16 protein-coding genes are annotated in these 22483 nt (G+C 51.2%); all 16 read left to right on the top strand.

Annotated features, from left to right (window positions below):
* Positions 1-54 precede the first annotated feature (54 nt).
* Positions 55-1383, top strand: a complete 1329-nt coding sequence (rimO, locus tag MYS68_RS13305; RefSeq protein ID WP_248926301.1) for a 30S ribosomal protein S12 methylthiotransferase RimO — start codon at positions 55-57, stop codon at positions 1381-1383.
* Positions 1380-1967, top strand: a complete 588-nt coding sequence (gene pgsA, locus MYS68_RS13300) for a CDP-diacylglycerol--glycerol-3-phosphate 3-phosphatidyltransferase (protein ID WP_248926300.1) — start codon at positions 1380-1382, stop codon at positions 1965-1967. The genes rimO and pgsA overlap by 4 nt, the downstream gene beginning before the upstream one ends.
* A gap of 14 nt (positions 1968-1981) precedes the next feature.
* Entirely contained in the window at positions 1982-3229 is a 1248-nt protein-coding gene (locus MYS68_RS13295; RefSeq protein WP_248926299.1) for a competence/damage-inducible protein A, read from the top strand.
* A 180-nt stretch (positions 3230-3409) separates the two neighbouring features.
* Complete coding sequence (gene recA, locus MYS68_RS13290) at positions 3410-4465, top strand: recombinase RecA (RefSeq protein ID WP_275983471.1); 1056 nt, start codon at positions 3410-3412, stop codon at positions 4463-4465.
* A gap of 79 nt (positions 4466-4544) precedes the next feature.
* Entirely contained in the window at positions 4545-5246 is a 702-nt protein-coding gene (locus tag MYS68_RS13285; RefSeq protein ID WP_248926297.1) for a RecX family transcriptional regulator, read from the top strand.
* 265 nt (positions 5247-5511) lie between these two features.
* Entirely contained in the window at positions 5512-7053 is a 1542-nt protein-coding gene (rny, locus tag MYS68_RS13280) for a ribonuclease Y (RefSeq protein ID WP_248926296.1), read from the top strand.
* A gap of 160 nt (positions 7054-7213) precedes the next feature.
* On the top strand, positions 7214-8005 hold the full coding sequence (locus tag MYS68_RS13275; RefSeq protein ID WP_248930905.1) for a TIGR00282 family metallophosphoesterase: 792 nt from the start codon (positions 7214-7216) through the stop codon (positions 8003-8005).
* Positions 8006-8137: 132 nt separating this feature from the next.
* On the top strand, positions 8138-8398 hold the full coding sequence (locus MYS68_RS13270) for a stage V sporulation protein S (protein ID WP_005550495.1): 261 nt from the start codon (positions 8138-8140) through the stop codon (positions 8396-8398).
* Between the two features lie 86 nt (positions 8399-8484).
* Positions 8485-9426 carry a dipeptidase gene (locus tag MYS68_RS13265; RefSeq protein ID WP_338043572.1) on the top strand — a complete coding sequence of 314 codons (942 nt, stop codon included), beginning with the start codon at positions 8485-8487 and terminating at the stop codon, positions 9424-9426.
* Positions 9427-9669: 243 nt separating this feature from the next.
* Positions 9670-11421 (top strand): 2-oxoacid:acceptor oxidoreductase subunit alpha, encoded by a 1752-nt coding sequence (locus MYS68_RS13260; RefSeq protein ID WP_248926295.1) that lies wholly within the window; start codon positions 9670-9672, stop codon positions 11419-11421.
* Positions 11409-12275, top strand: coding sequence for a 2-oxoacid:ferredoxin oxidoreductase subunit beta (locus tag MYS68_RS13255; RefSeq protein ID WP_248926294.1), 867 nt, complete (start codon positions 11409-11411; stop codon positions 12273-12275). The genes MYS68_RS13260 and MYS68_RS13255 overlap by 13 nt, the downstream gene beginning before the upstream one ends.
* 144 nt (positions 12276-12419) lie before the next feature.
* A complete protein-coding gene (gene pduL, locus MYS68_RS13250; RefSeq protein WP_248926293.1) occupies positions 12420-12989 on the top strand; it encodes a phosphate propanoyltransferase in 570 nt (189 codons plus the stop codon).
* Between the two features lie 79 nt (positions 12990-13068).
* Positions 13069-14538, top strand: a complete 1470-nt coding sequence (miaB, locus tag MYS68_RS13245) for a tRNA (N6-isopentenyl adenosine(37)-C2)-methylthiotransferase MiaB (protein WP_248926292.1) — start codon at positions 13069-13071, stop codon at positions 14536-14538.
* Positions 14539-14600: 62 nt separating this feature from the next.
* The gene (locus MYS68_RS13240) at positions 14601-15020 is read left to right on the top strand and encodes a YlbF/YmcA family competence regulator (protein ID WP_248930903.1); all 420 of its coding nucleotides are present in this window, start codon (positions 14601-14603) and stop codon (positions 15018-15020) included.
* 246 nt (positions 15021-15266) lie between these two features.
* Positions 15267-21362 carry a discoidin domain-containing protein gene (locus tag MYS68_RS13235; RefSeq protein ID WP_420852118.1) on the top strand — a complete coding sequence of 2032 codons (6096 nt, stop codon included), beginning with the start codon at positions 15267-15269 and terminating at the stop codon, positions 21360-21362.
* Positions 21363-21507: 145 nt separating this feature from the next.
* Positions 21508-22467, top strand: coding sequence for an ABC transporter permease (locus MYS68_RS13230; protein WP_248926290.1), 960 nt, complete (start codon positions 21508-21510; stop codon positions 22465-22467).
* Positions 22468-22483 lie beyond the last annotated feature (16 nt).

Below are 22483 nucleotides of genomic sequence, written 5' to 3'. Positions count from 1 at the left end.
TATATTATACTTGTATCCAGTATAGACAGGCTTGAACAGGTGGAGGAACTTTACATGACAGAGAAAGTGAAAGTGGTTACGCTCGGCTGTGAAAAAAACTTGGTCGATTCCGAGATTATGTCCGGTTTGGTAGATCAGCGGGGATATACGCTCGTGGCCGATAAAGAAGAAGCGACCGTAATCATTGTCAATACATGCGGTTTTATTGATGCGGCCAAGGAAGAATCGGTCAATACGATTCTCGACATGGCGGAACTGAAGCAAACTGGAAACCTAAAGGCGCTGATCGTTTCCGGCTGCTTGACCCAGCGCTACAAGGAAGAGCTAATGAAAGAGATGCCTGAAATCGACGGTATCGTCGGCACCGGGGATTTTCATAAAATCAACGACATTATCGACGAAGCGCTCGCCGGCAAGAAGCCGATCCTGGTCGGCAATCCGGTGTTCAACTACGATCAGCCGCTGCCGCGGCGCGTGACGACTCCACGTTACACCGCTTATGTGAAAATCGCCGAAGGCTGTGACAACGCATGTACGTTTTGCAGCATTCCGATCATGCGCGGCAAATTCCGCAGCCGCACGATGGAAGCGGTGATTGAGGAAGCCCGGCAGCTTGCTTCGCAAGGCGTCAAAGAAATCAGCCTGATCGCCCAGGATTCGACGAATTACGGAACGGATCTGTACGATCGCTTTATGCTGCCGACGCTGATGAATAAAGTGAGCGAAGTGCCGGGCATCGAGTGGGTGCGTCTGCATTATGCGTACCCGGGCTTTTTCTCCGATGAATTGATCGAAACGATCGCGGCGAATCCGAAAATTTGCAAGTACGTCGATATGCCTCTGCAGCACAGCTCGGATGCGATTTTAAAGCGGATGAGAAGGCCGGGCAGACAGCGCGATTCCAAAGAGCTGATTCAAAAAATCCGCGAGCGTATCCCTGGGGTTTCCCTTCGCACGTCCATTATCGTCGGATTTCCGGGCGAAACGGAGCAGGATTTTGAAGAGCTTAAGCAGTTTATACAGGATGTACAGTTCGACCGTCTCGGCGTTTTCGCTTATTCGCAGGAAGAAGATACGCCGGCATCGCGTTTGCCGGATCAGATCCCGGACGACGTGAAGGAGTTCCGCGCCAATACGCTGATGGAGATTCAGCGGGAAATCGCCAAAGAGCGCAACGGACAGCGGATCGGCGAGGTCGTTGACGTACTGATCGAACGTTATGACGGGCGAAACGACGTGTACGTAGGACGGACGCAATACGACGCGCCGGAAATCGACGGGGAAGTCTTCGTTACGGGGGCAAAACTTGACATCGGACAATTGGCCAAGGTACGCATCACTCACTCGTTTGAGTTTGACCTATCCGGGGAGGTTGTGGCATGAACCTGGCCAACCGGATCACTTTGGCGAGGATTTTTTTGGTGCCGATCATCATGTTTTTTTTGCTGGTCAAGGTGAAATTTCCTCATATCAGAGTGGAGCAGTTCAGCATCACCTACAATCAAATCATCGCCGCGCTTATTTTTATTATCGCTGCCAGCACGGACAGCCTCGACGGATACATCGCGCGGAAGCGAAAGCTCGTTACCAATCTGGGGAAGCTGCTTGATCCCCTGGCGGATAAGCTTCTCGTTTCCGCCGTTTTGGTATCTTTGGTCGAAATGGGCAAGCTGGACGCATGGATCGCCATCGTGATCATCAGCAGGGAATTCGCGATTACGGGGCTTAGGCAAATCGCTCTGTTGGAGGGGCTTGTCATGGCTGCGAGCAAATGGGGAAAATGGAAGACGGCGGCGCAAATTACCGCCATCATATCGCTATTGATTAACAATTTCCCGTTTGCTTTCATCAATTTCCGCTTTGACCTATTTGCCAGCTGGGTTGCCGTAATCATCACGATTTACTCGGGAATCGACTACTTCGTGAAAAACAAACATGTGATCAATTTTAGCGACGAGCAAAAGTAGGGGGCGGTACATACGTGAAAGCGGAAATCATTGCGGTCGGAACCGAGCTTTTGCTCGGACAAATCGTCAACACGAACGCGCAATATTTGGCTTCGGCCTGCGCGGATATCGGAGTAAACGTTTACTTTCAAACCGTTGTCGGCGACAACCCGAGTCGGATCAAAGAGGCGCTAAGCATCGCCAAAAATCGCGCCGAGCTTATTATTTGCACCGGCGGCCTCGGCCCGACGCAGGACGATTTGACGAAAGATGTGCTGGCCGAATTTGTCGGCGATCGGCTCGTCATGCACCGGCCGTCCATGGACAAGATAGAGGAGCTGTTTCGCTCGCGCGGCATCCCGATGGTAGAAAGCAATGCGAGACAAGCGCTGATGCTGGAAGGCGGCGATCCTCTGCTGAACGACAACGGCCTTGCCGTCGGCGTCGGGGTTACTCACGAAGGCACTCATTACATACTGCTGCCGGGTCCTCCCCGGGAAATGAAAGTGATGTTCGACAATTACGCCAATCCATGGATACGGCAAAAGATGGGCGGCGTAAATCCGCTGTTCTCGAAAGTGCTGCGGTTTATCGGCATTGGAGAATCGAACCTGGAGCACGAGCTGATTGATTTGATCGAAACGCAGTCGGATCCTTCAATCGCTCCTTATGCCAAAGAAGGAGAAGTGATGATCCGGCTGACGACCCGCGCAGCGGGCGAAGCGCAAGCCGACGAGAAGATCGCTCCCGTGGAACGGGAAATTCGCAGCAGGCTCGGGCAGTATATCTATGCGGATGAGGACATTCCGATCGAGCGAGCGGTGCTTCGGCTTTTGCAGGAGAAAGGGCAGACGCTGTCCGTCGCGGAAAGCTGCACCGGCGGGCTGCTGGGCGATCTGATCACGGCCATACCGGGAAGCTCGCAAGCTTTTGTCGGAGGAATCATCTGCTACTCCAACGGGCTCAAAAACAAGCTGCTGGGCGTCCCTATGGAGCTGATGGAAGGTCCGGACGCTCCCGGCGCGGTGAGCGCGGAGACGGCCGTTTTGCTGGCGCAAAACGTTCGCCTTACGACGGGCTCCGATTTCGGGGTGGCGATTACCGGCGTAGCGGGACCGGGAGAGTCGGAACGCAAACCGGCCGGAACGGTATATGTCGCCGTAGCCCACAGCGGCGGTACGAACGTGGAATTGCTCAAACTTTCCGGCAACCGGGAAACGAATAAACTGAGGTCGGCTAAAAACGCGCTTTATCAATTATGGAAAGTGCTGAAGCAAGTTTGAGCGTTGCAAAAAAACGGAAATTGTGGTATATTTGATGAAACGGAAGAACCGTAACGAGTCGCTAACTTGGTTACGGTTTTTATTTTGCCAAAAAAAGCGAATGTATGTTCGAAAAAATACTTGGCAATGTCCGAAAAAGAAGGTATTATATACTTATAAATGAAAAAGGAAGTGAGTGTTTTGACAGACCGTCGCGCAGCACTGGAAATGGCCCTTCGGCAAATTGAGAAGCAATTCGGCAAAGGGTCGATCATGAAACTCGGCGAATCCACCCATATGCAAGTTGAAACGATTCCGAGCGGCTCGCTCGCCCTCGATATCGCGCTTGGCATCGGCGGTTTCCCGCGTGGCAGAATTATTGAGATTTACGGACCGGAATCTTCGGGTAAAACAACGGTTGCGCTCCATGCGATTGCCGAAGTGCAAAAAGCCGGCGGACAAGCCGCTTTCATCGATGCGGAACACGCGCTTGACCCGGTTTACGCGAAAAATCTGGGCATCAACATAGATGAGCTTCTGCTGTCCCAACCGGATACCGGCGAGCAGGCGCTCGAAATCGCCGAAGCACTCGTACGCAGCGGAGCCGTCGATATTATCGTCATCGACTCCGTAGCCGCCCTCGTGCCGAAAGCCGAAATCGAAGGGGAGATGGGCGACTCTCACGTCGGCCTGCAGGCCCGCCTGATGTCGCAGGCGCTCCGCAAATTGTCCGGTGCGATCAATAAGTCCAAAGTTATCGCAATTTTCATTAACCAACTGCGTGAAAAAGTCGGCGTCATGTTCGGTAACCCGGAAACGACTCCGGGCGGACGCGCGCTCAAGTTTTACTCTTCGGTCCGTTTGGATGTGCGCCGCGTTGAAACAATCAAACAAGGCAACGATATGGTCGGTAACCGGACGAGAATCAAGGTCGTCAAAAACAAGGTGGCGCCTCCTTTCAAACAAGCGGATATCGACATCATGTACGGGGAAGGCATCTCTCGCGAAGGCAGCATCGTAGACATCGCCACCGAGATGGACGTTATCGTGAAGAGTGGAGCTTGGTATTCTTACAATAACGAAAGACTCGGCCAAGGCCGCGAAAATGCGAAGCAGTTTTTGAAGGAGAATCCGCATATCGCCGACGCGATCGAGAAGAAGATCCGCGAGAACAGCAATTTGATCACGACCGTGGGTCCGAATCAAGATGAAGAGGAAGAAGAGAACGAAGACGATTTGTTGGCTGCATTTGAATAAACGTAATTTACAATCTAAGTAAACGTGAAGCACCTTTAAGATATGTTAAAGGTGCTTTTCACTATTGGAGAGGTTTTTAATGAATCAGGATCAGCAAGTGGACAAGCCAAGCGGAGTGATTTCCAAGGTCGAGAAGCAAGAAAAGCAGCAGGAAAGGTACAATATTTACATTGAAGATAAATATGCTTTTTCAGTTTATGAGGATACATTAATCAAATATAAGCTGTTTAAAGGCACGGCTGTGGATATCGGGCAGATCGAACAAATATTAAAGGCGGATGAGCTTCAGCGGGCGTACCGAACCGCCATCCTTGCGTTATCGAGACGGCTGCGGACGGAGCAGGAGCTGCAATCGCGCCTTGCAGGCAAAGGTTACGATCCTGAAATTTCTCGAGAAATCATTCGGCGTCTCAAGGCAGAGGGGTATATTAACGATTACGAATATGCCGTTTCCTTAACGAAGCAACGGGTGATGTCGCAAAAAAAAGGGAGATTGTATGTTCGTCAGGAGCTGCTGCACAAAGGGATCCCGAAGGAACTGGCGACGGAAGCGCTGCAAAAGATCGATCCTGAAACCGAATATGAGCAAGCGCTCGAGCTGGCTTTGAAAAGATGGAACCGCAGCAGCGACCAGTCGCGTGAAGCGAAGAGGAAGATCGCGGCGTTCCTTCTGCGAAGAGGGTACCCGGGCAGTGTTGTTTCGCAAGTGGTAAAAAACCTGCATGCGAATAAACAGCATTCGGACGAAGATGAGCATGCAGATGAAATTGAATTTGATTAATCAGATTAATTATTAATGACATGAATAAACAGAGGCAAAAGGCGACTGGAATTTTGAAGCGCTTGACAATGTTCTCAAGCAAAATATAAAATAATATTGTATATTTTTATACACGAATCCCTACCCATTTTATAGGATTCGGAAAGTAAAATCGCCAATTTTTACTTTATTTTCGTGAAATGTAATGTAAGCGTAATGGAAACGGATTAAAAAACCGATTTATCCCAAGCTTACCCCTTGGAGAATCAACGAGGAGGTGAACTGGATGACACTTGGCATCTGGGTCGTAATCATTCTCGTTGTTGGTGTACTATGCTTAGGGATTGGTTATTTTATCCGCAAATCTCTTGCAGAGGCGAAAATTTCCAGCGCTGAGCACGCAGCCGAGCAAATTAAGGAAGCGGCCAAGAAAGAAGCCGAAGCGCTGAAGAAAGAATCGGTTCTTGAAGCGAAAGACGAAATTCACAAGCTCCGGACCGAAGCTGAAAAAGACATTCGTGAGCGTCGGAATGAAATTCAACGACAAGAGAGACGATTGTTGCAAAAAGAGGAATCGCTGGATAAAAAATTAGAATCTCTTGAGAAAAAAGAAGAGCAGGTCGCCAACAAAGAGAAACGTATCGAAGAAACCCAAGCTCAAATCGATCAGTTGTACAAAGCTCAGGTTGCCGAACTTGAGCGGATTTCCGGTTTAACGACGGAGGAAGCGAAGCAAATTATTTTGACGAACGTCGAGCAGGAAGTGCGCCATGAAACGGCACAGCTGATCAAGGAGCTGGAGCAGCAAGCTAAAGAAGAAGGCGACAAAAAGGCAAGAGATATTATCACGTTGGCCATTCAAAGATGCGCTGCGGATCATGTGGCGGAAACGACGGTTTCCGTCGTTGCGCTGCCGAACGAAGAGATGAAAGGCCGAATTATCGGTCGTGAAGGCCGTAATATCCGCGCGCTGGAGACGTTGACAGGCATCGACCTGATTATCGACGACACGCCGGAAGCGGTTATTTTATCCGGGTTTGACCCGATCCGACGTGAAATTGCCCGTACGTCTTTGGAAAAGCTCGTTGCGGACGGTCGGATTCATCCGGCCCGTATCGAAGAGATGGTAGAGAAATCCCGCAAGGAAGTGGACGAGCGTATTCGCGAATACGGAGAGCAGGCCACTTTCGAAACAGGGGTTCACGGTTTGCACCCGGATCTGATCAAGATTTTGGGCAGACTGAAGTTCAGAACAAGCTACGGCCAAAACGTGCTGAAGCATTCCATGGAAGTTGCTTATTTAACCGGTTTGATGGCCGGAGAGCTTGGAGAAGACGTGACATTGGCGAAACGTGCCGGGCTCCTGCATGATATCGGTAAAGCACTGGACCATGAGGTGGAAGGATCGCACGTGGAAATCGGCGTAGAGATCGCCAAGAAATACAAGGAACACCCGGTCGTTGTCAACAGCATCGCATCGCATCACGGCGATGTCGAAGCAACTTCCGTCATCGCGATGCTGGTCGGAGCCGCCGACGCTTTATCTGCGGCAAGACCGGGGGCAAGAAGAGAGACGCTCGAAACGTATATCAAACGTTTGGAGAAACTCGAGGACATTTCGGAATCGTTCGAAGGCGTCGAGAAATCGTACGCGATTCAGGCAGGACGCGAAGTCCGCGTCATGGTGCAGCCTGACAAGATCGACGATACGGAAGCGTTCCGCCTTGCACGCGACATTACGAAGAAGATCGAAAGCGAACTTGACTATCCCGGTCATATTAAAGTGACGGTCATTCGCGAAACAAGAGCGGTTGAATACGCTAAATAACAAGTGTATGATGAAAAAGTGGCTGATTCGGCCACTTTTTCACGTTGTATGAATGTTTTTGAATTAACGGAACTAATATCGGGGGCTCCCCCAAAAGTAACAGGAGTAAGCTTCGGAGGAGCGCTTCACTTTTGGGGGACACTTTAGGAGGAGAAGAGTTATTAAGGTTTTATTTATTGGAGACATAGTCGGCGCGGTCGGCCGTAATGCGCTTAAACAGATGCTGCCGAAATTGAAGGCGAAATATTCGCCTCATATGGTGATCGTGAATGGAGAAAACGCCGCCGGCGGCCGCGGCATCAATTCCAGCATCGTCAAGGAGTTTTTCGATTCGGGCGTTCACGGGATTACGATGGGAAACCATACGTGGGACCAAAAGGAAATTTTCGATTTCATCGACAGCGAAGATAGGCTCATTCGTCCGGCGAACTTTCCGAAAGGGACACCGGGCCGAGGCTGTACGGTGATCAAAAACAAGGATGGAGAGCTGGCACTTATCAATTTGCAGGGCCGGACATTTTTGCCGCCGCTCGACTGTCCTTTCCAGAAAGCGGACGACATTTTAAATGAATGGAAGAAAAAATACAAATATATACTCGTCGATTTTCATGCGGAGGCGACAAGCGAGAAGCTGGCGATGGGCTGGCATTTGGATGGCCGCGTTTCGGCGGTCGTCGGCACCCATACGCATGTACAGACGCATGACGAGCGCATACTGCCGCAAGGCACCGCATATATTACCGATGTCGGGATGGTCGGTCCGAGAGACGGCATTTTGGGAATGGAGAGGCAAAGCGTCCTTCAGAAATTCCGCACGGGACTGCCGGTCCGATTCGTTGTCGACGAAGGAAAATGGCATTTTCATGCCGTATTTATCGAACTCGACGCTTCGGGACTGGCCAAAAAAATGGAAACGATCCGGATTTACGAAGAGGACGTGCTGTTTGATTAAAGAACAGCCGACAAATTGACGCATCATTCTAAATTTTTAGAAAATACCTTCTCGGGAAGAAGGAATTAATAATTGGGCTCTAGAATATGATTAGTACTGGAATTCATCAACATTCCCGAGGAGGTACTTTACATGGAAGTATTAAAAGTATCAGCAAAGTCCAATCCGAACTCCGTTGCGGGCGCATTAGCAGGGGTGCTGCGTGAACGCGGAGCAGCCGAACTCCAGGCAATCGGCGCGGGTGCTCTCAACCAGGCAATCAAAGCGGTAGCGATTGCACGAGGATTTGTAGCTCCAAGCGGGGTTGATTTGATTTGTGTTCCAGCATTTACGGATATCGTCATCGACGGAGAAGACCGTACGGCAATAAAGCTCATCGTGGAGCCCAGGTAACGGTTATATGCAACTTTATAGATACTTAAGGCCTGTTTACCCTGTAGACAGGTTTTTTTATGCCTAAACAGCGGGAGGGGATTCCAGTGCCAACCATCATCGATGCGCATTGCGACGCTCTGATGAAAATGTTCGTGAATAGAAAGCTCGATTTTTATCAAGATGAGCCCGATTTGGACGTCAATTACGAACGGATGGCCGAAGCAGGGGTGAAGGTGCAGTTTTTTGCGTTATTTTTGCCGGAAGCTTTGGAGCGCCCCGGTTTCGAACATTTGCTCGAATATATAGATATTTTTTATCGCAAGGTACAAAGAAAAGGGATGGTTTCGCTGATCAAAAACCAATCCGATCTGAGAACGGTATTCACCAAGGAACGGCATGGTGCGATTTTATCCTTGGAAGGCGTGGATGTGCTTGCGGGGAATGAAATGTATGCGCGCATTGTATATCAGCTTGGAGTCAGGTTCGCCGGAATCACGTGGAATTATGCGAATTGGGCGGCGGATGGGGTTATGGAACCTCGCAAAGGCGGCTTTACGCTCCGGGGGAAAAAGTTTATTAAGGAATGCAATGATTTGGGCATCATATTGGATGTATCGCACTTGTCCGTCAAAGGATTTTGGGAACTCGCCGAACTGTCGCAAAAACCGTTCATCGCTTCCCATTCCAACGCGCTGGCCGTATGCCCGCACCCGCGAAATCTGAACGATGAGCAAATTAAGGCGATCATTAAAGCGGACGGCACAATCGGCATCACTTTTGTTCCGTATTTTGTCCGCAGCGAAGGGCCGGCCCGGATAACGGATATTTTGCGGCATATCGATCATGTTTGCTCGCTCGGCGGCGCGGATCATCTTGGCTTCGGGTCCGATTTTGACGGAATTAAGGAATGGGTTCATGGATTGGAGCATGCGGGGAGGTACGGGAACCTGGTTGATGAGCTGTGCAAGCATTACAAAGCTTCGGAAATCGAAGCGTTTTTATGGGGGAACTGGTACCGCTTTCTGGAAAAAAACCTTCCGGAGTAAACTTGACCAACGATTCTGAAAATGAGATTTTTCTTTCAAAAAACGATCTCAATTCGATATCGATTTCATCTAAAAATACTATGTTTTGGAATAGACGAAAATACTTGCTTTTTGATCGGCAAAGTCATAAAATTTGTGTGACAACTGAAAGAAATTTTTTATTATAAGTTTTTATGAAGCGCATGCAGGGCATACTTAACAGTTGTTTAATGTGAGTGCACATGTCAAAAGGAGTGGACAACGGTGATTAGCCAATTATCTTGGAAGATCGGTGGACAGCAAGGGGAAGGCGTGGAAAGTACCGACAAAATTTTCTCCACCGCATTGAATCGTCTGGGTTATTATTTGTACGGCTACCGTCATTTCTCGTCCCGGATCAAGGGCGGCCATACGAATAACAAAATCCGAATCAGCACAAAGCCGATTCGCGCAATTTCCGACGATCTGGACATCCTTGTTGCTTTCGACCAGGAAACCATCGATCTGAACGCACACGAGCTTCGTGAAAACGGGGTTATCGTCGCCGACGCAAAATTTAACCCGGTTATACCTGAAGGCATTAAAGCGCGTCTGTTCCCGGTGCCGATTACGGCAATCGCGGAAGAGCTCGGAACATCCTTGTTTAAAAATATGGCTGCTTCGGGCGCATCTTGGGCATTGCTCGGTTTGCCGCTGGAAGTATTCAATAAAGCGGTGGAAGAAGAATTTGGACGCAAAGGTCCTGCTGTCGTTGAGAAGAACATCGAAGCGGTACGCAAAGCGGCAGAATTCGTGCTTGAGCTGAATGGCGGTCCATTGCCGGAATTCCAATTGGAGCCTGCGGACGGCAAGCAAAAGCTGTTCATCATCGGCAACGATGCGATCGGACTTGGCGCAGTGGCGGCTGGTTGCCGTTTCATGCCTGCATACCCGATTACACCGGCTTCCGAGATTATGGAATATTTGATTAAAGTGCTGCCGAAGTTCGGCGGAACGGTCATTCAAACCGAAGACGAAATCGCAGCCGTTACGATGGCTATCGGCGGTAATTACGGCGGCGTGCGTACGATGACGGCTTCTGCAGGTCCTGGTCTTTCCTTGATGATGGAAGCGATCGGCCTGGCGGGTATGACCGAAACGCCTGTTGTTATCGTAGATACGCAGCGCGGCGGTCCAAGTACGGGTCTTCCGACGAAGCAAGAACAGTCCGACGTAAATGCGATGATTTACGGTACGCACGGCGAAATCCCGAAAATCGTACTCTCTCCTTCAACTATTGAAGAATGCTTCTACGACACGATTGAAGCGTTCAACCTGGCTGAGAAATACCAATGCCCGGTCATTTTGCTCACTGACTTGCAGCTGTCGCTCGGTAAACAATCCAGCGAGCTGCTTGACTATAATAAAATCGTCATCGACCGCGGCGCACTGCAAACCGGCGAACTTCCTGCGCTGGAAGAGAACAAGCTGTTCAAGCGCTATGAATTCACGGCTGACGGCGTTTCCAAGCGCGTTATTCCGGGCCAAAAATACGGCATCCACCATGTAACCGGCGTTGAGCACGACCAGGAAGGCCGTCCGTCCGAAAGCACGGAGAACCGCAAGAAGATGATGGATAAGCGGATGGAAAAGCTGAAGCACGTGAAGGTGAACAATCCGATCTTGGTAGACGCTCCTCACGAGCAGCCGGACATTTTGATCATCGGCATGGGCTCCACAGGCGGTACGATCGACGAAGCAAGAGGCCGCTTGGAGAAGCAGGGCGTGAAAACAAATCACATTACCGTACGTTTGCTGCATCCGTTCCCGGCTGCGGAGTTGAAGCCTTATTTGGAAAAAGCGAAGCAAATCGTCGTTGTCGAAAACAACGCGACCGCACAGCTGGCAAACTTGATCAAGCTGAACGTCGGCTATGGCGACAAAATCAAAAACTTGCTGAAATACAACGGCAATCCGTTCCTGCCGGCTGAAATCACTAAATATTGTCAGGAGTTGAGTCCAGTATGGCAACATTAAAAGACTTCCGTAATAATATTAAACCAAACTGGTGCCCGGGCTGCGGTGACTTTTCGGTACAAGCCGCCATTCAAAGAGCCGCTGCGAACGTGGGTCTCGAACCTGAACAATTAGCTGTCGTATCGGGTATCGGCTGCTCCGGACGTATTTCCGGCTACATCAATGCATACGGCTTCCACGGCGTACACGGCCGCTCTCTTCCGATCGCACAAGGCCTGAAAATGGCTAACCGCGAGCTGACCGTTCTCGCTGCAGGCGGTGACGGAGACGGCTTTGCCATAGGTATGGGTCATACGGTTCACGCAATTCGCCGCAACATCGACATCACGTATATCGTAATGGACAACCAAATTTACGGTTTGACCAAAGGGCAAACTTCGCCGCGAAGCGCTGAAGGCTTCAAGACGAAGAGCACGCCGGCCGGTTCTATCGAATCGGCATTGTCTCCGCTGGAAATGGCGTTGGCCGCAGGCGCGACCTTCGTGGCGCAATCGTTCTCCAGCAACCTGAAGCAGCTGACGACGCTGATCGAAGAAGGCATGAAACACAAAGGCTTCTCCTTCATCAACGTATTCAGCCCTTGCGTCACGTTCAACAAGATCAATACGTACGACTGGTTCAAAGAAAACATCGTCGATCTGGAAGAAATGCCGGATTACGACCCGTCGAACCGTGTTATGGCAATGACGAAGATCATGGAAACGAACGGATTGCTCACAGGCCTTATTTATCAAGATAAGAGCAAAAAGAGCTACGAAGATCTTGTTGTTGGGTTCAAAGAGGAAGCGCTGGCTAAGCAAAACATTAAAATTACCGAAGCCGAGTTCGAAAAATTGGTTGCGGAATTTAAATAAATCTCCGATGGAGAGGGCATACGGGCGACCGTGTGCCTTTTTTCACTGTCAAATGGTTTATTTGATCTTATAATAGAAACAATAATACGGTTAGTACATAATTTTCCATATTCTTTTTTTGAATGCAGAGGGAGGGCTTTTTTTATGAAAGAGGTGCCTATCGGCGTTTCGGCGCGTCATATTCATTTGTCGGAGGAACATATCGCGATTTTATTCGGGGCAGGATATCAGCTTCAGGTGCTTAAGGATTTATCCCAGCCCGGGCAATTTGCCGCCAAGGAAACGGTCGCTGTCGTCGGGCCGAAGGGCAAATTCGATACGGTGCGCATCCTGGGGCCGGCCCGCGGCAGAAGCCAGCTTGAAGTTTCGCGAACGGATACGTTCGTGCTGGGCGTGAATGCACCGGTCCGCGAATCCGGGAACATTGCCGGCACACTGGGAATCAAGGTGATCGGTCCCGCTGGCGAGGTGGAGCTTCAGGAAGGCGTCATCGTCGCGGCGCGCCATATTCATTTTCATACAAGCGATGCGGCCAAATGGGGCATACAGGACAAGGCGAGGCTGCGGGTAAAAGTAAACGGTGAGCGGCCGCTTATTTTCGAAGATGTGATTGCCCGGGTTTCCGACCAGTTCGCTCTCGATATGCACATCGATACGGACGAAGCCAATGCCGCGGGAACGAAAACCGGGGATATTGCGGTTATTTTGGAGTGAATTCTCTCTTTGAAAAGAAAGCTGCAAACGTGTTATAATTAAATATTGAATTTGCAGTTTTCTAGGAGGAATTTCATCGATGACGAAACAACCTGAAAAGGATTATTCGATATATTTCCAGCCTCCTTCTCTGACAGACGCCAAAAAACGGGGGAAAGAGGACATCACGGTTCACTATGATTTTGATATACCCGAAGAGCTGCGGGAGCTCGGGAAAGATAAGTTTTATTTGATCCAAACCTATGGCTGCCAGATGAACGAGCACGATACGGAAACGATTATGGGCTTGCTCGAGCAGATGGGCTACCGGCCTACGGATGACCGGAAGCGGGCGGATATCATTTTGCTGAATACGTGCGCGGTTCGTGAAAATGCCGAGGATAAAGTGTTCGGCGAGCTCGGCCACCTGAAGCATCTGAAAACCGCAAAGCCGTCGCTGCTTCTCGGCGTGTGCGGCTGCATGTCGCAGGAAGAAGCGGTTGTGAACCGCATCACGACGAAACATCCGTTTGTCGACCTGATTTTCGGCACGCACAACATTCATCGTCTGCCGCATCTGATCAAAGAAGCGTATTTCAGCAAAGAGATGGTTGTTGAAGTATGGTCAAAGGAAGGCGACATCATTGAGAATTTGCCGAAGAAGCGGGAAGGCATCAAGGCATGGGTCAATATTATGTACGGCTGCGACAAGTTTTGCACGTACTGCATTGTCCCGTATACCCGGGGCAAGGAGCGCAGCCGCAGACCGGAAGACGTCATCGCCGAGGTGCGCGATCTGGCCCGTCAAGGGTTCAAGGAGATCATGCTGCTTGGGCAAAACGTCAATGCTTATGGCAAAGACTTCGAGGATATCAATTACCGCTTCGGCGATTTGATGGATGATATCCGCAAGATCGATATTCCGCGTGTGCGCTTTACGACGTCGCATCCGCGCGATTTCGACGATCATTTGATCGAAGTGCTGGCGAAAAAAGGCAACCTGATGGAACATATCCACCTGCCTGTGCAGTCCGGCAACAACGAGATTTTGAAGCGGATGTCGCGCAAATACACACGCGAGCATTATCTGGAGCTGGTAGCTAAAATCAAAAAGGCGATTCCGGATGTAGTGCTCACGACGGATATTATCGTAGGATTTCCGGGAGAGACGGAGGAGCAGTTCGAGGATACCGTTTCGCTCGTCAAAGAGGTCGGCTACGACAGCGCCTTTACATTCATTTATTCCCCGCGGGAAGGAACGCCTGCTGCCGAGATGGAGGATAATATTCCTTACGAGGTGAAGGTGGCCCGCCTGCAGCGGCTCAATGACACGCTCAACGTATTTAGCAAGAAAAGCAACGAAAAGCTGCTCGGACAAACCGTAGAGGTGCTTGTCGAAGGCGAAAGCAAAAACAATCCCGAAGTATTGGCGGGAAGGACGCGTACGAACAAACTGGTTCATTTTGTCGGCGGTAAAGAGCTGGTCGGCGAATTCGTTCATGTGAAAATCGTCGAAGCTCCGACGTTTTATATCAAAGGCGAGCTTGTAAAGGCGCCGGTAAAAAGTTAATAAACCAAGTCAGGTGTAGGAGAGTGACCGCGGTGTCAGATCATCAGCATGCATGTGCTTCCATGGAGCACTATACAAATACGGAATTAATCGTAAGGGAAGATATTTTAGCGAAGGCCAAAGAACTGGCGGAGTTGATTTCCACTTCGAACGAAGTGCAGTTTTTCCGCAAAGCGGAGCAGCAAATCGCCGGCAACGACCATATTCAGAAGCTGATCAGCGCCATTAAGAAGAAGCAAAAGGAAATTGTCGCTTTCGAGACGACGTTTAAAAACAAGCAGATGGTCGAGAAAATCGAGAAGGAAATCGAAGAGCTGCAGGATCAGCTCGACGAAATTCCGATCGTGAACGAATTCCGTCAATCGCAGGAAGATATCAATTATTTGCTGCAGCTCGTCATGTCCGTCATTCGCGATACCGTATCGGAAAAAATTACGGTCGAAGAAGGCAAAGCGGAAAGCCTGCCGATGTACAGCGAGTGAACGTGATTTCACAATGAAGAAAAAGCGCCGGAAAATACGGTTTATCCGTAGTTCCCCGGCGCTTTTTTGCGTCGGAGTTGCTCGGTAACAATTTATAGCATAATGAATATGACCGGCATTCCTTAATTGATAAGGAGTTCCGGTCTATTTTTTTTATTATCATTGAAACAATCAGTTCCCGTCTCGGAAGTATGGGCGAAGCAAATGTATGCCTGAAACAGTTGCAGTCGAATCCAGAAGTATACAATGGGGGTAGATGTATGTTTCATTGGAGCGGAAGTGATGAAAAAAAAGGAGGTTGTTGTATTGTTGAAGAGTCGAAGGTATTCAAATGGAAGCCGTTTCCTGAACGGGGCATTAGCCTTACTCTTGACGACTTCACTTCTCCCTTGGACAGTGAACCCTGCATGGGCGGCAGAGCCGGCTGGCCAGCAAGCTTTTTATGTTTCACCGTCAGGAAGCGACATGAACCCGGGGACGGAAGCGGCGCCATTCGCCACACTTGATAAGGCGAAAGAGGTCGTTCGGGACAAGACGGCTTCTGCATCGGGTGACATCCGTGTCTACCTCCGAGAGGGAACGTATTCCCTCTATGAACCGTTTACGCTCACGGAAGCGGATTCAGGTAAAAACGGACACAAGGTGATTTACGAGGCTTACCCGGGCGAGAAACCCATTTTGGATGGCGGCGTCCGGGTTGAAGACGGGTGGGAGCTCTACCAGCAAGGGATTTATCGTACTAAACTTCCTGCCTTGAGCGATGCCCGCGAGCTGTATGTCAACGGCCTGAAGCAGCAGCGTTCCCGATCGGCCAATATACAATCCGCCGCCATAGAGGGTACCCAGCGCAGCTTTATGCTGGACACCGAGGATCTCCCGGCACAGGGCATCGCACACCCGGAGGATCTCTTATACATTCAGAATGTCAATTGGCGGACCTACATGCTGCCTGTCGAGAAGATGGAGATCGACCTCCCGTGGACGAAGGCCACGCTTCGCGAGCCTTATATTACGAACTACTTGACGAAGTTTAACTTTGAGATGAGCTACAATGCATGGGCGCATTTGGAGAATGCGCTCGAATTCATCGATGAGCCCGGCGAATTTTATTTTGACAAGCGGTCGAAGTATTTGTACTATCTCCCGCAGGAAGGCATCAATCTTCAACAGGCCGAGGTGGTGGTGCCGAAGGCGGAGAAGCTGCTGAATCTCTCCGGCTCGTCCGCGGCGAATAAAATTCAAAACGTAGAGATTCGCGGCCTTACATTCCGCTACGCTGCCTGGCATGCCGTGAATACGGAGGGTTATGCACATACGCAGGCTACGCTCAGAGTGACGGAGAAAGGGGCATACGCGGAAATGCTGCCGGCCGCCCTGAACATCAATTATGCTGACAATGTCGTGCTGGAGCGGAACGTTATCGAGCATATCGGTGCCAGCGCCCTTAACGCCGAGAATGGACTGCGCAATTTGACGGTGCGCGGCAATGTGTTTCAGGATATCGCCGGCGGTGCGGTGAATGTGGGGAACACAGCCAACAATGAGATTGACCAACCGGGGGAGGAGCTGCCCACCCTCATTACAATCTCGAATAACGTGCTTAGGGAAATCGGGGTCGATTACACGGGCTCTCCGGGCATCACAACCCTGTACGGCGACACGATCAACATCGAACACAACGACATAGACGGCGTCAACTATTCGGGGATTTCCATCGGTTGGGGCTGGAATAAGAATGCGACGACATTGAAGAATACCACCGTTGGATACAATAAGATCATGAATTTTTCCCGTAAGTCACTGGACGGGGCGGCCATCTATTCCCTGAGCCGTCATGAGAATTCCGCGTTTAAGAACAATTATGTAAAAAACGTGTTCTCTCCCTTCAATACGGCTGCTCTGTATCATGATGAGGGCAGCCGTGGATTTGTCGATACCGATAATGTGCTCGACATCGAGCGCGGCGACTATTTGGCCTACAATCTGAACAATGTGGATGACGTACTGATTCGCAACCTGTATACCACGACCGGCAACGTGGTGAAATACAAACCGGGGCCAAATGTCAAGGTGGAGCAGGTACATATTCATCCGACAGCGGATTGGCCTGCGGAGGCGAAGCAGATCATTGCACAAGCGGGCATCGAGCCGGAGTATCAAGATCTGTTGGCCCATGTGAAAACGTTTCCGCAAGAGCCTCGTCCGAATGTGAGAAGCTCGGGTATCAACTATGTGCAGTCCCTCAGCTTTGAGCCGAGGTCAACGATTATTCGGGAAGATGACCTGAAGGCACCTTTTCTGGAGGAGAACGGCCGTGTAGTCTTTGATGCGAAGGACTATACCGGATATAAGGGCTTAGAGGCAGCGGATTTCTCCTTTATCGGCGTGTTGGGCTGGTTCGGCGGATTTGCCTCCAAGTTTACCTTGATGACCAAGGTCAAGGAGATTGAGCGGACCGAGACGTACCCTCAGGGGAAGCCAACGGTATCGTACCGTATTCAATTTCAATCACCGGGTACTTACCATTTGCTGATCAGGGGCAAGTCAGCCAGCGTGGACGGGAAGATCGTCGCTTCCTTCGGTCCATCGTTGCTTGGGGCCGTGAGCTTGCCGATAGAATTTGCCTTTGTACAGAAAACGGATGCGGGGTCTCCGCTGACGGTACAAGTTGATACGCCCGGTGAATATACGCTGACATTGCAAGGTGTTCGAGGAGATATCGAGACATTCCTTGATAAAATCGCCCTTGTGAAAGAGCTCACGGAAGAACTGAAAGACGGCAGCACGGCTCCAGGCCCTCAGAACAGCAAGCGTGCGGGTGTGCCCGAGGTGCTGGTGCCGCTCCGCAAGGTTTTTCCTTCGTTCACTGCGGCAAGTGGGGTGGTGAATTCAGCGGCGGGCAGGGCAGCCTCATCCTCCAGCAACGCAGGGGAAGCGTATACCCCCGGTAAAGCCAACGACCTTTCGGTGCTTAGCTTCTGGCGCTCTGCTGCAGGAGAAGCAGGAAGCTGGTGGCAGGTGGACTTCGGGCAGGGGATTCGGGTGAGTGAGCTGGAGCTGACGTTCCCAATCGACAACGATACGCCAAGCGAACGAAGAAGCTTCGAGGTGAGAGGCTCCAACGATCCTACCTTTGCCACATATCAGGTGCTTGGCGTTCGCGGAGCGGATGCAGTGCCTTACAAGGAGAAGCTTGTGTTGAAGCCAAGTGCTGCCCAAAGCTTCAGATATCTCCGCATCGCGAAGACCGCGGCAGGGGAAGGGCTGGGCATTGCGGAGATGAAGGCTGCTGCGTGGAACCCGGAGCTGCGCAATTTCGCGTTGAATAGACCCGTGAGCGCCTCCTCCAACCCGGATGCGGCACCTAGAGCGGTAGACGGCAATGCCGCCCAGAGCGACAGTACGCATTGGTACAGCACGTGGGGCCAAAATCCGGCATGGTTCCAAGTGGATTTGGGGACATCCGTTCAAGTGACGGAGATTCGAATGAAAGCACGTTATAATACCACCGCCTACGAGTCGGCGAACGTAACGGTTTACGGCTCCGATACGGAGGATTTCAGTACGAAGGCGAAGCTGGCGGAGCATCTTACGACCAACCAGCTGTATGAGCTGGTGCTGCCCGTCAGTGTGCAGGAGAAATTCCAGTATATTCGAGTAGAGAAGCAGGTGGCAAACAGCAGTCTTGGCTTCTCTGAATTTGAGGTGTGGGGCATCGTTCCTCAGCCGACGGATGCCTTGTATGCTGCGATTTCCGATCGCAAGCCCGTCAAAGCTTCCAGTTATCTCAACAACAATCCGCAATATGCGCCGCAGAACGGCAATGACGGCAATACCGGCTCCGTATGGGTATCCGAATGGCGCAACGGGGAATACTGGCAAGTGGATTTAGGCAGCTCCCGGCGGATCGATAAGCTGCAGATCGTTCCAAGAGACGGTGCTTCTCCGGGAACGACCCTCGATTTTGAAACACGCAATTATAAAATTTTCGGCTCGAATACGGAAGACTTCGCCGCTGCCGCTCTACTTGCAACGATTGGGTCCACACCGTTTGCGGGTCCTCTTTGGAGCTATGCGGTCACGGATCCGGGCACGTACCGTTATGTCCGCATTCAGAAAACGGCAGCGGAGTCGGGCGGCTTCAAGGAGTTCCGCGTGCTGTCTGCAGATCGGGAGCAGACGATGAATGTGACCGATCGGATGCAGCTGGCTGCGAGGATCGATGGCGAAGACATACCTGCAGCCAGAGTGACATGGAATTCTACGAATCAAGGTACGGCGGCTGTAGCGACCAATGGTCAAGCATCGGCCTTGCGCAGCGGCAAGATTACGGTTACCGGATCGTATAACGGAAAATCCGTCGCGATGGATTTGACGATCACGGATACCATGCCTATAACACCTCCCGCCACTCCGGATATCTTCCAACCGTTTTTGATGGGAACGGCGCCTGTGATTACCCAGGTGCTAAGTGAAACAACAGCGGAGTCGGGAGCCGTTAAGGTCACGAAGGTGCTCTATCAGTCGGACGTTGACGCGGCAAGATCGAATCAGGTGTATGCAGTGATTGCGGCTCCTGCCGCCGCCGGCAGCTATCCCGGTGTACTCATCCTGCATGGAGGCACGGAATGCACCCAGGATGCGCTCGCTATCGATTACGCCAAGCGCGGTTATGTCGCGGTTACGCCGGAGCTGCCGGGCATCACCGATCCCAAGACATGCGTAACGCCGTCCACCGGCTTGTGGAAAAATGAACCGTATGGTGCGAAGCAGCTAACGGCACTTCCGAACGCTGGGATCAGCTCCATCTTCGAAGGGGAGGTCGCGGCGCTGCAGGGCTTCTATCTGCTGCAGGCGCAGCCTGGGGTGAAGCAGGACCGGCTGGGTATCCGCGGTTTGTCTTGGGGAGGGTATTCGGCAACCTTGCTCAGCTCGCTTCTGGGTGATCAAGTGAAGGCGGCGTATTCCATCTATGGAAGCGGATTCTACGACCGCGGCTCCTACTTCGCCGGTCTTCTTGATAACAAGGGCTCCGTTGAGAAAGCCAATTGGCTTCGCGATCTGGACGCGGGAAGACGGGCCGATCATATCAAAGCGGACTTTTATTTGGCGGCAGCGTCGAATGATACCTACTTCTGGCCGACCGCTGTGATGAAGACGCTGGATCGGATCCCGGGCGCGAAAAATCAAGTATTCGCTCCGAACGCGAATCATTCCTTAAGCTCGCTGCCGAATGCTGCGGCACAAGAGAGGCTCTTCTTCGATTATCATCTGAAGGGCGCCGGAGCCCCTTTACCGAAGGTCAACGTCATCTCAACGGAGCGCCTGGCTAATCAGGATGTGAAGATCACATTCCAAGCGAGTGGGGCAGCAGCGATAACTCAAGCGAAACTGGTCTACAGCGGCGGGGATAAACCTTGGGTGAACCGCAGCTGGGTTGCCGTCGATGCGGTTCGTCTGGCCAACGGCCGTTATGAGGCGCTCCTGCCGGCCGCTGCGGTACAGAAGCATGCCGATTGGTACGTCCTGATTAGCGATGATCGTCAAGCATCGGCCAGCAGCTGCATCTACAATGCGGCGGATACCGTTGTGAAGCCCGCTGATATGACAGCTCCTGTGACAGCGGCTGTGTATGATTCTCCGCTGTCAGGAAGTAACGGTTGGCTGACCGGTCCCGTCATACTCGCGCTTACAGCGGCGGACGAGGAGAGCAGCGTGACAAATACCGTCTACCGTCACAACGGCGGTAGCTGGACAACGTACGCTCAACCGCTGAATTTGACTGACGGTACGCATCAACTGGAGTTTTACAGCATCGATGAATTCGGGAATCAAGAAGAAGCGAAGACCTTCTCCCTTCGCATTGATTCGAAAGCGCCTGTCATTGGAATCTCATCGCCGATGGCAACCGGCTACGGCATACATCAGGATCTGACGATTGACTTCACGCTTACCGACGATCTATCCGGAGTGGACCCGGCACAAACCTCCGCTCTATTGAACGGCAAGCCGGTAATCAACGGTGCGGTGATCCCTCTGTATACGATAGGTGCGGGAGAACATCAACTGGTCATTACCGGATCGGACCTGGCCGGTAATCAGGCCACTTCGGCAAGCAGCTTCCAAGTCAGCGTATCGAGTACGACGCTGAAACAACTGGTTCGTCGATTCCATACGGAAGGCCGAATTGACAACGCGGGTATCGCTGACAGCCTGATCAACAAGCTGGAGCATGGCCAACTTCAACCGTTCAAGCAAGAGGTGCAAGCGCAGCGCGGCAAGCACATCTCCGAGCAGGCGGCAGACATCTTGCTTCGACTGACATCGCAAGTATCATCTTAAATAGGCAGCACCCTAAAGTCCCGCAGCGATGCGGGACTTCTTTTTAGGTCCAAAGTATTTTTTCAACACTTATGTTCGAATTGAGAAATAGCCGGATGACGCAATATCCGTTAGGATGGGCTCAGAAAGAAAGGAGTGAGGCCATTTGGATCAAACAATCAAATCTTCCGTAACAAAAACGATACGACAAGGAAGGAGACGGAGCTACAATGCCCGGACTCAATGGGAGCTAACGGTGCTCAGCCTGCCTGTGCTTGTGCTCGTACTGCTGTTCAACTACGTTCCTATGTTCGGCATTATTCTGGCGTTTAAGAACTACCGTTTCGACCTGGGGATTTTGGGAAGCGAATGGGTCGGCTTGAAGAACTTTGCCTTCTTCTTTACCTCCAATCAGGCATGGGTCATTACGCGCAATACGCTCGGTTACAACCTGATGTTTATCATCAGCGTTCTCGCGGCATCGGTCCTGTTCGCCATTTTGCTTAACGAGGTCCGGCAGCGCTTTTTGCTGAAGTGGTATCAGACGGCCATGTTTTTCCCTTATTACTTATCCTGGGTCGTCGTCGGATTTATCTTTTATGCGTTTCTGGAGAATGACATGGGTCTCATCAATTCGTTTTTGAAGAGCATCGGTCAGAAGCCTGTAGCCTGGTATACGGAAACCAAGTATTGGCCTTATATTTTATTGTTATCCAATATTTGGAAGCAAGCAGGCTACTCCACCTTGATCTACTACGCCGGGATCATTGCCATTGACAAGGAGTATTACGAAGCGGCCGCCATAGACGGCGCTACCAAGCTGCAGATCATTCGCCGAATCGTATTGCCCTTGCTTTCGCCGCTGATCATCATTATGGTGCTGCTTCAAATCGGACGTATTTTTTATGCGGACTTCGGCATGTTTTACTTCGTCCCCCGGGATATCGGGCTTCTCTACAATGTGACGGAGGTTATCGACACGTACGTCTTCCGTTCGCTGCGGTTTACCGGGGATATCGGACTGTCCGCAGCCGCCGGCTTATACCAATCGCTCGTCGGTTTCGTCCTGATCCTGCTTGCCAACGGCCTGGTCAAGAGATACAGCAAGGATAATGCCTTGTTCTAAACCGTAAGGAAGGAGT

It is taken from the genome of Paenibacillus hamazuiensis (assembly GCF_023276405.1).
GTDB classification, from domain to species: Bacteria; Bacillota; Bacilli; order Paenibacillales; family NBRC-103111; genus Paenibacillus_AF; species Paenibacillus_AF hamazuiensis.
The sequence above is the reverse complement of the archived record's forward strand: the minus strand, read 5'-3'. Positions and strand labels throughout refer to the sequence as shown.

What these genes read in the sequence shown, in the direction of transcription:
- rny (WP_248926296.1), top strand. Translation starts at nt 5,512, where the DNA reads ATGACACTTGGCATCTGGGTCGTAATCATTCTCGTTGTTGGTGTACTA.
- pgsA (WP_248926300.1), top strand. Translation starts at nt 1,380, where the DNA reads ATGAACCTGGCCAACCGGATCACTTTGGCGAGGATTTTTTTGGTGCCG.
- rimO (WP_248926301.1), top strand. Translation starts at nt 55, where the DNA reads ATGACAGAGAAAGTGAAAGTGGTTACGCTCGGCTGTGAAAAAAACTTG.
- MYS68_RS13270 (WP_005550495.1), top strand. Translation starts at nt 8,138, where the DNA reads ATGGAAGTATTAAAAGTATCAGCAAAGTCCAATCCGAACTCCGTTGCG.
- MYS68_RS13240 (WP_248930903.1), top strand. Translation starts at nt 14,601, where the DNA reads ATGGAGCACTATACAAATACGGAATTAATCGTAAGGGAAGATATTTTA.
- MYS68_RS13285 (WP_248926297.1), top strand. Translation starts at nt 4,545, where the DNA reads ATGAATCAGGATCAGCAAGTGGACAAGCCAAGCGGAGTGATTTCCAAG.
- MYS68_RS13235 (WP_420852118.1), top strand. Translation starts at nt 15,267, where the DNA reads ATGGGGGTAGATGTATGTTTCATTGGAGCGGAAGTGATGAAAAAAAAG.
- pduL (WP_248926293.1), top strand. Translation starts at nt 12,420, where the DNA reads ATGAAAGAGGTGCCTATCGGCGTTTCGGCGCGTCATATTCATTTGTCG.
- miaB (WP_248926292.1), top strand. Translation starts at nt 13,069, where the DNA reads ATGACGAAACAACCTGAAAAGGATTATTCGATATATTTCCAGCCTCCT.
- MYS68_RS13255 (WP_248926294.1), top strand. Translation starts at nt 11,409, where the DNA reads ATGGCAACATTAAAAGACTTCCGTAATAATATTAAACCAAACTGGTGC.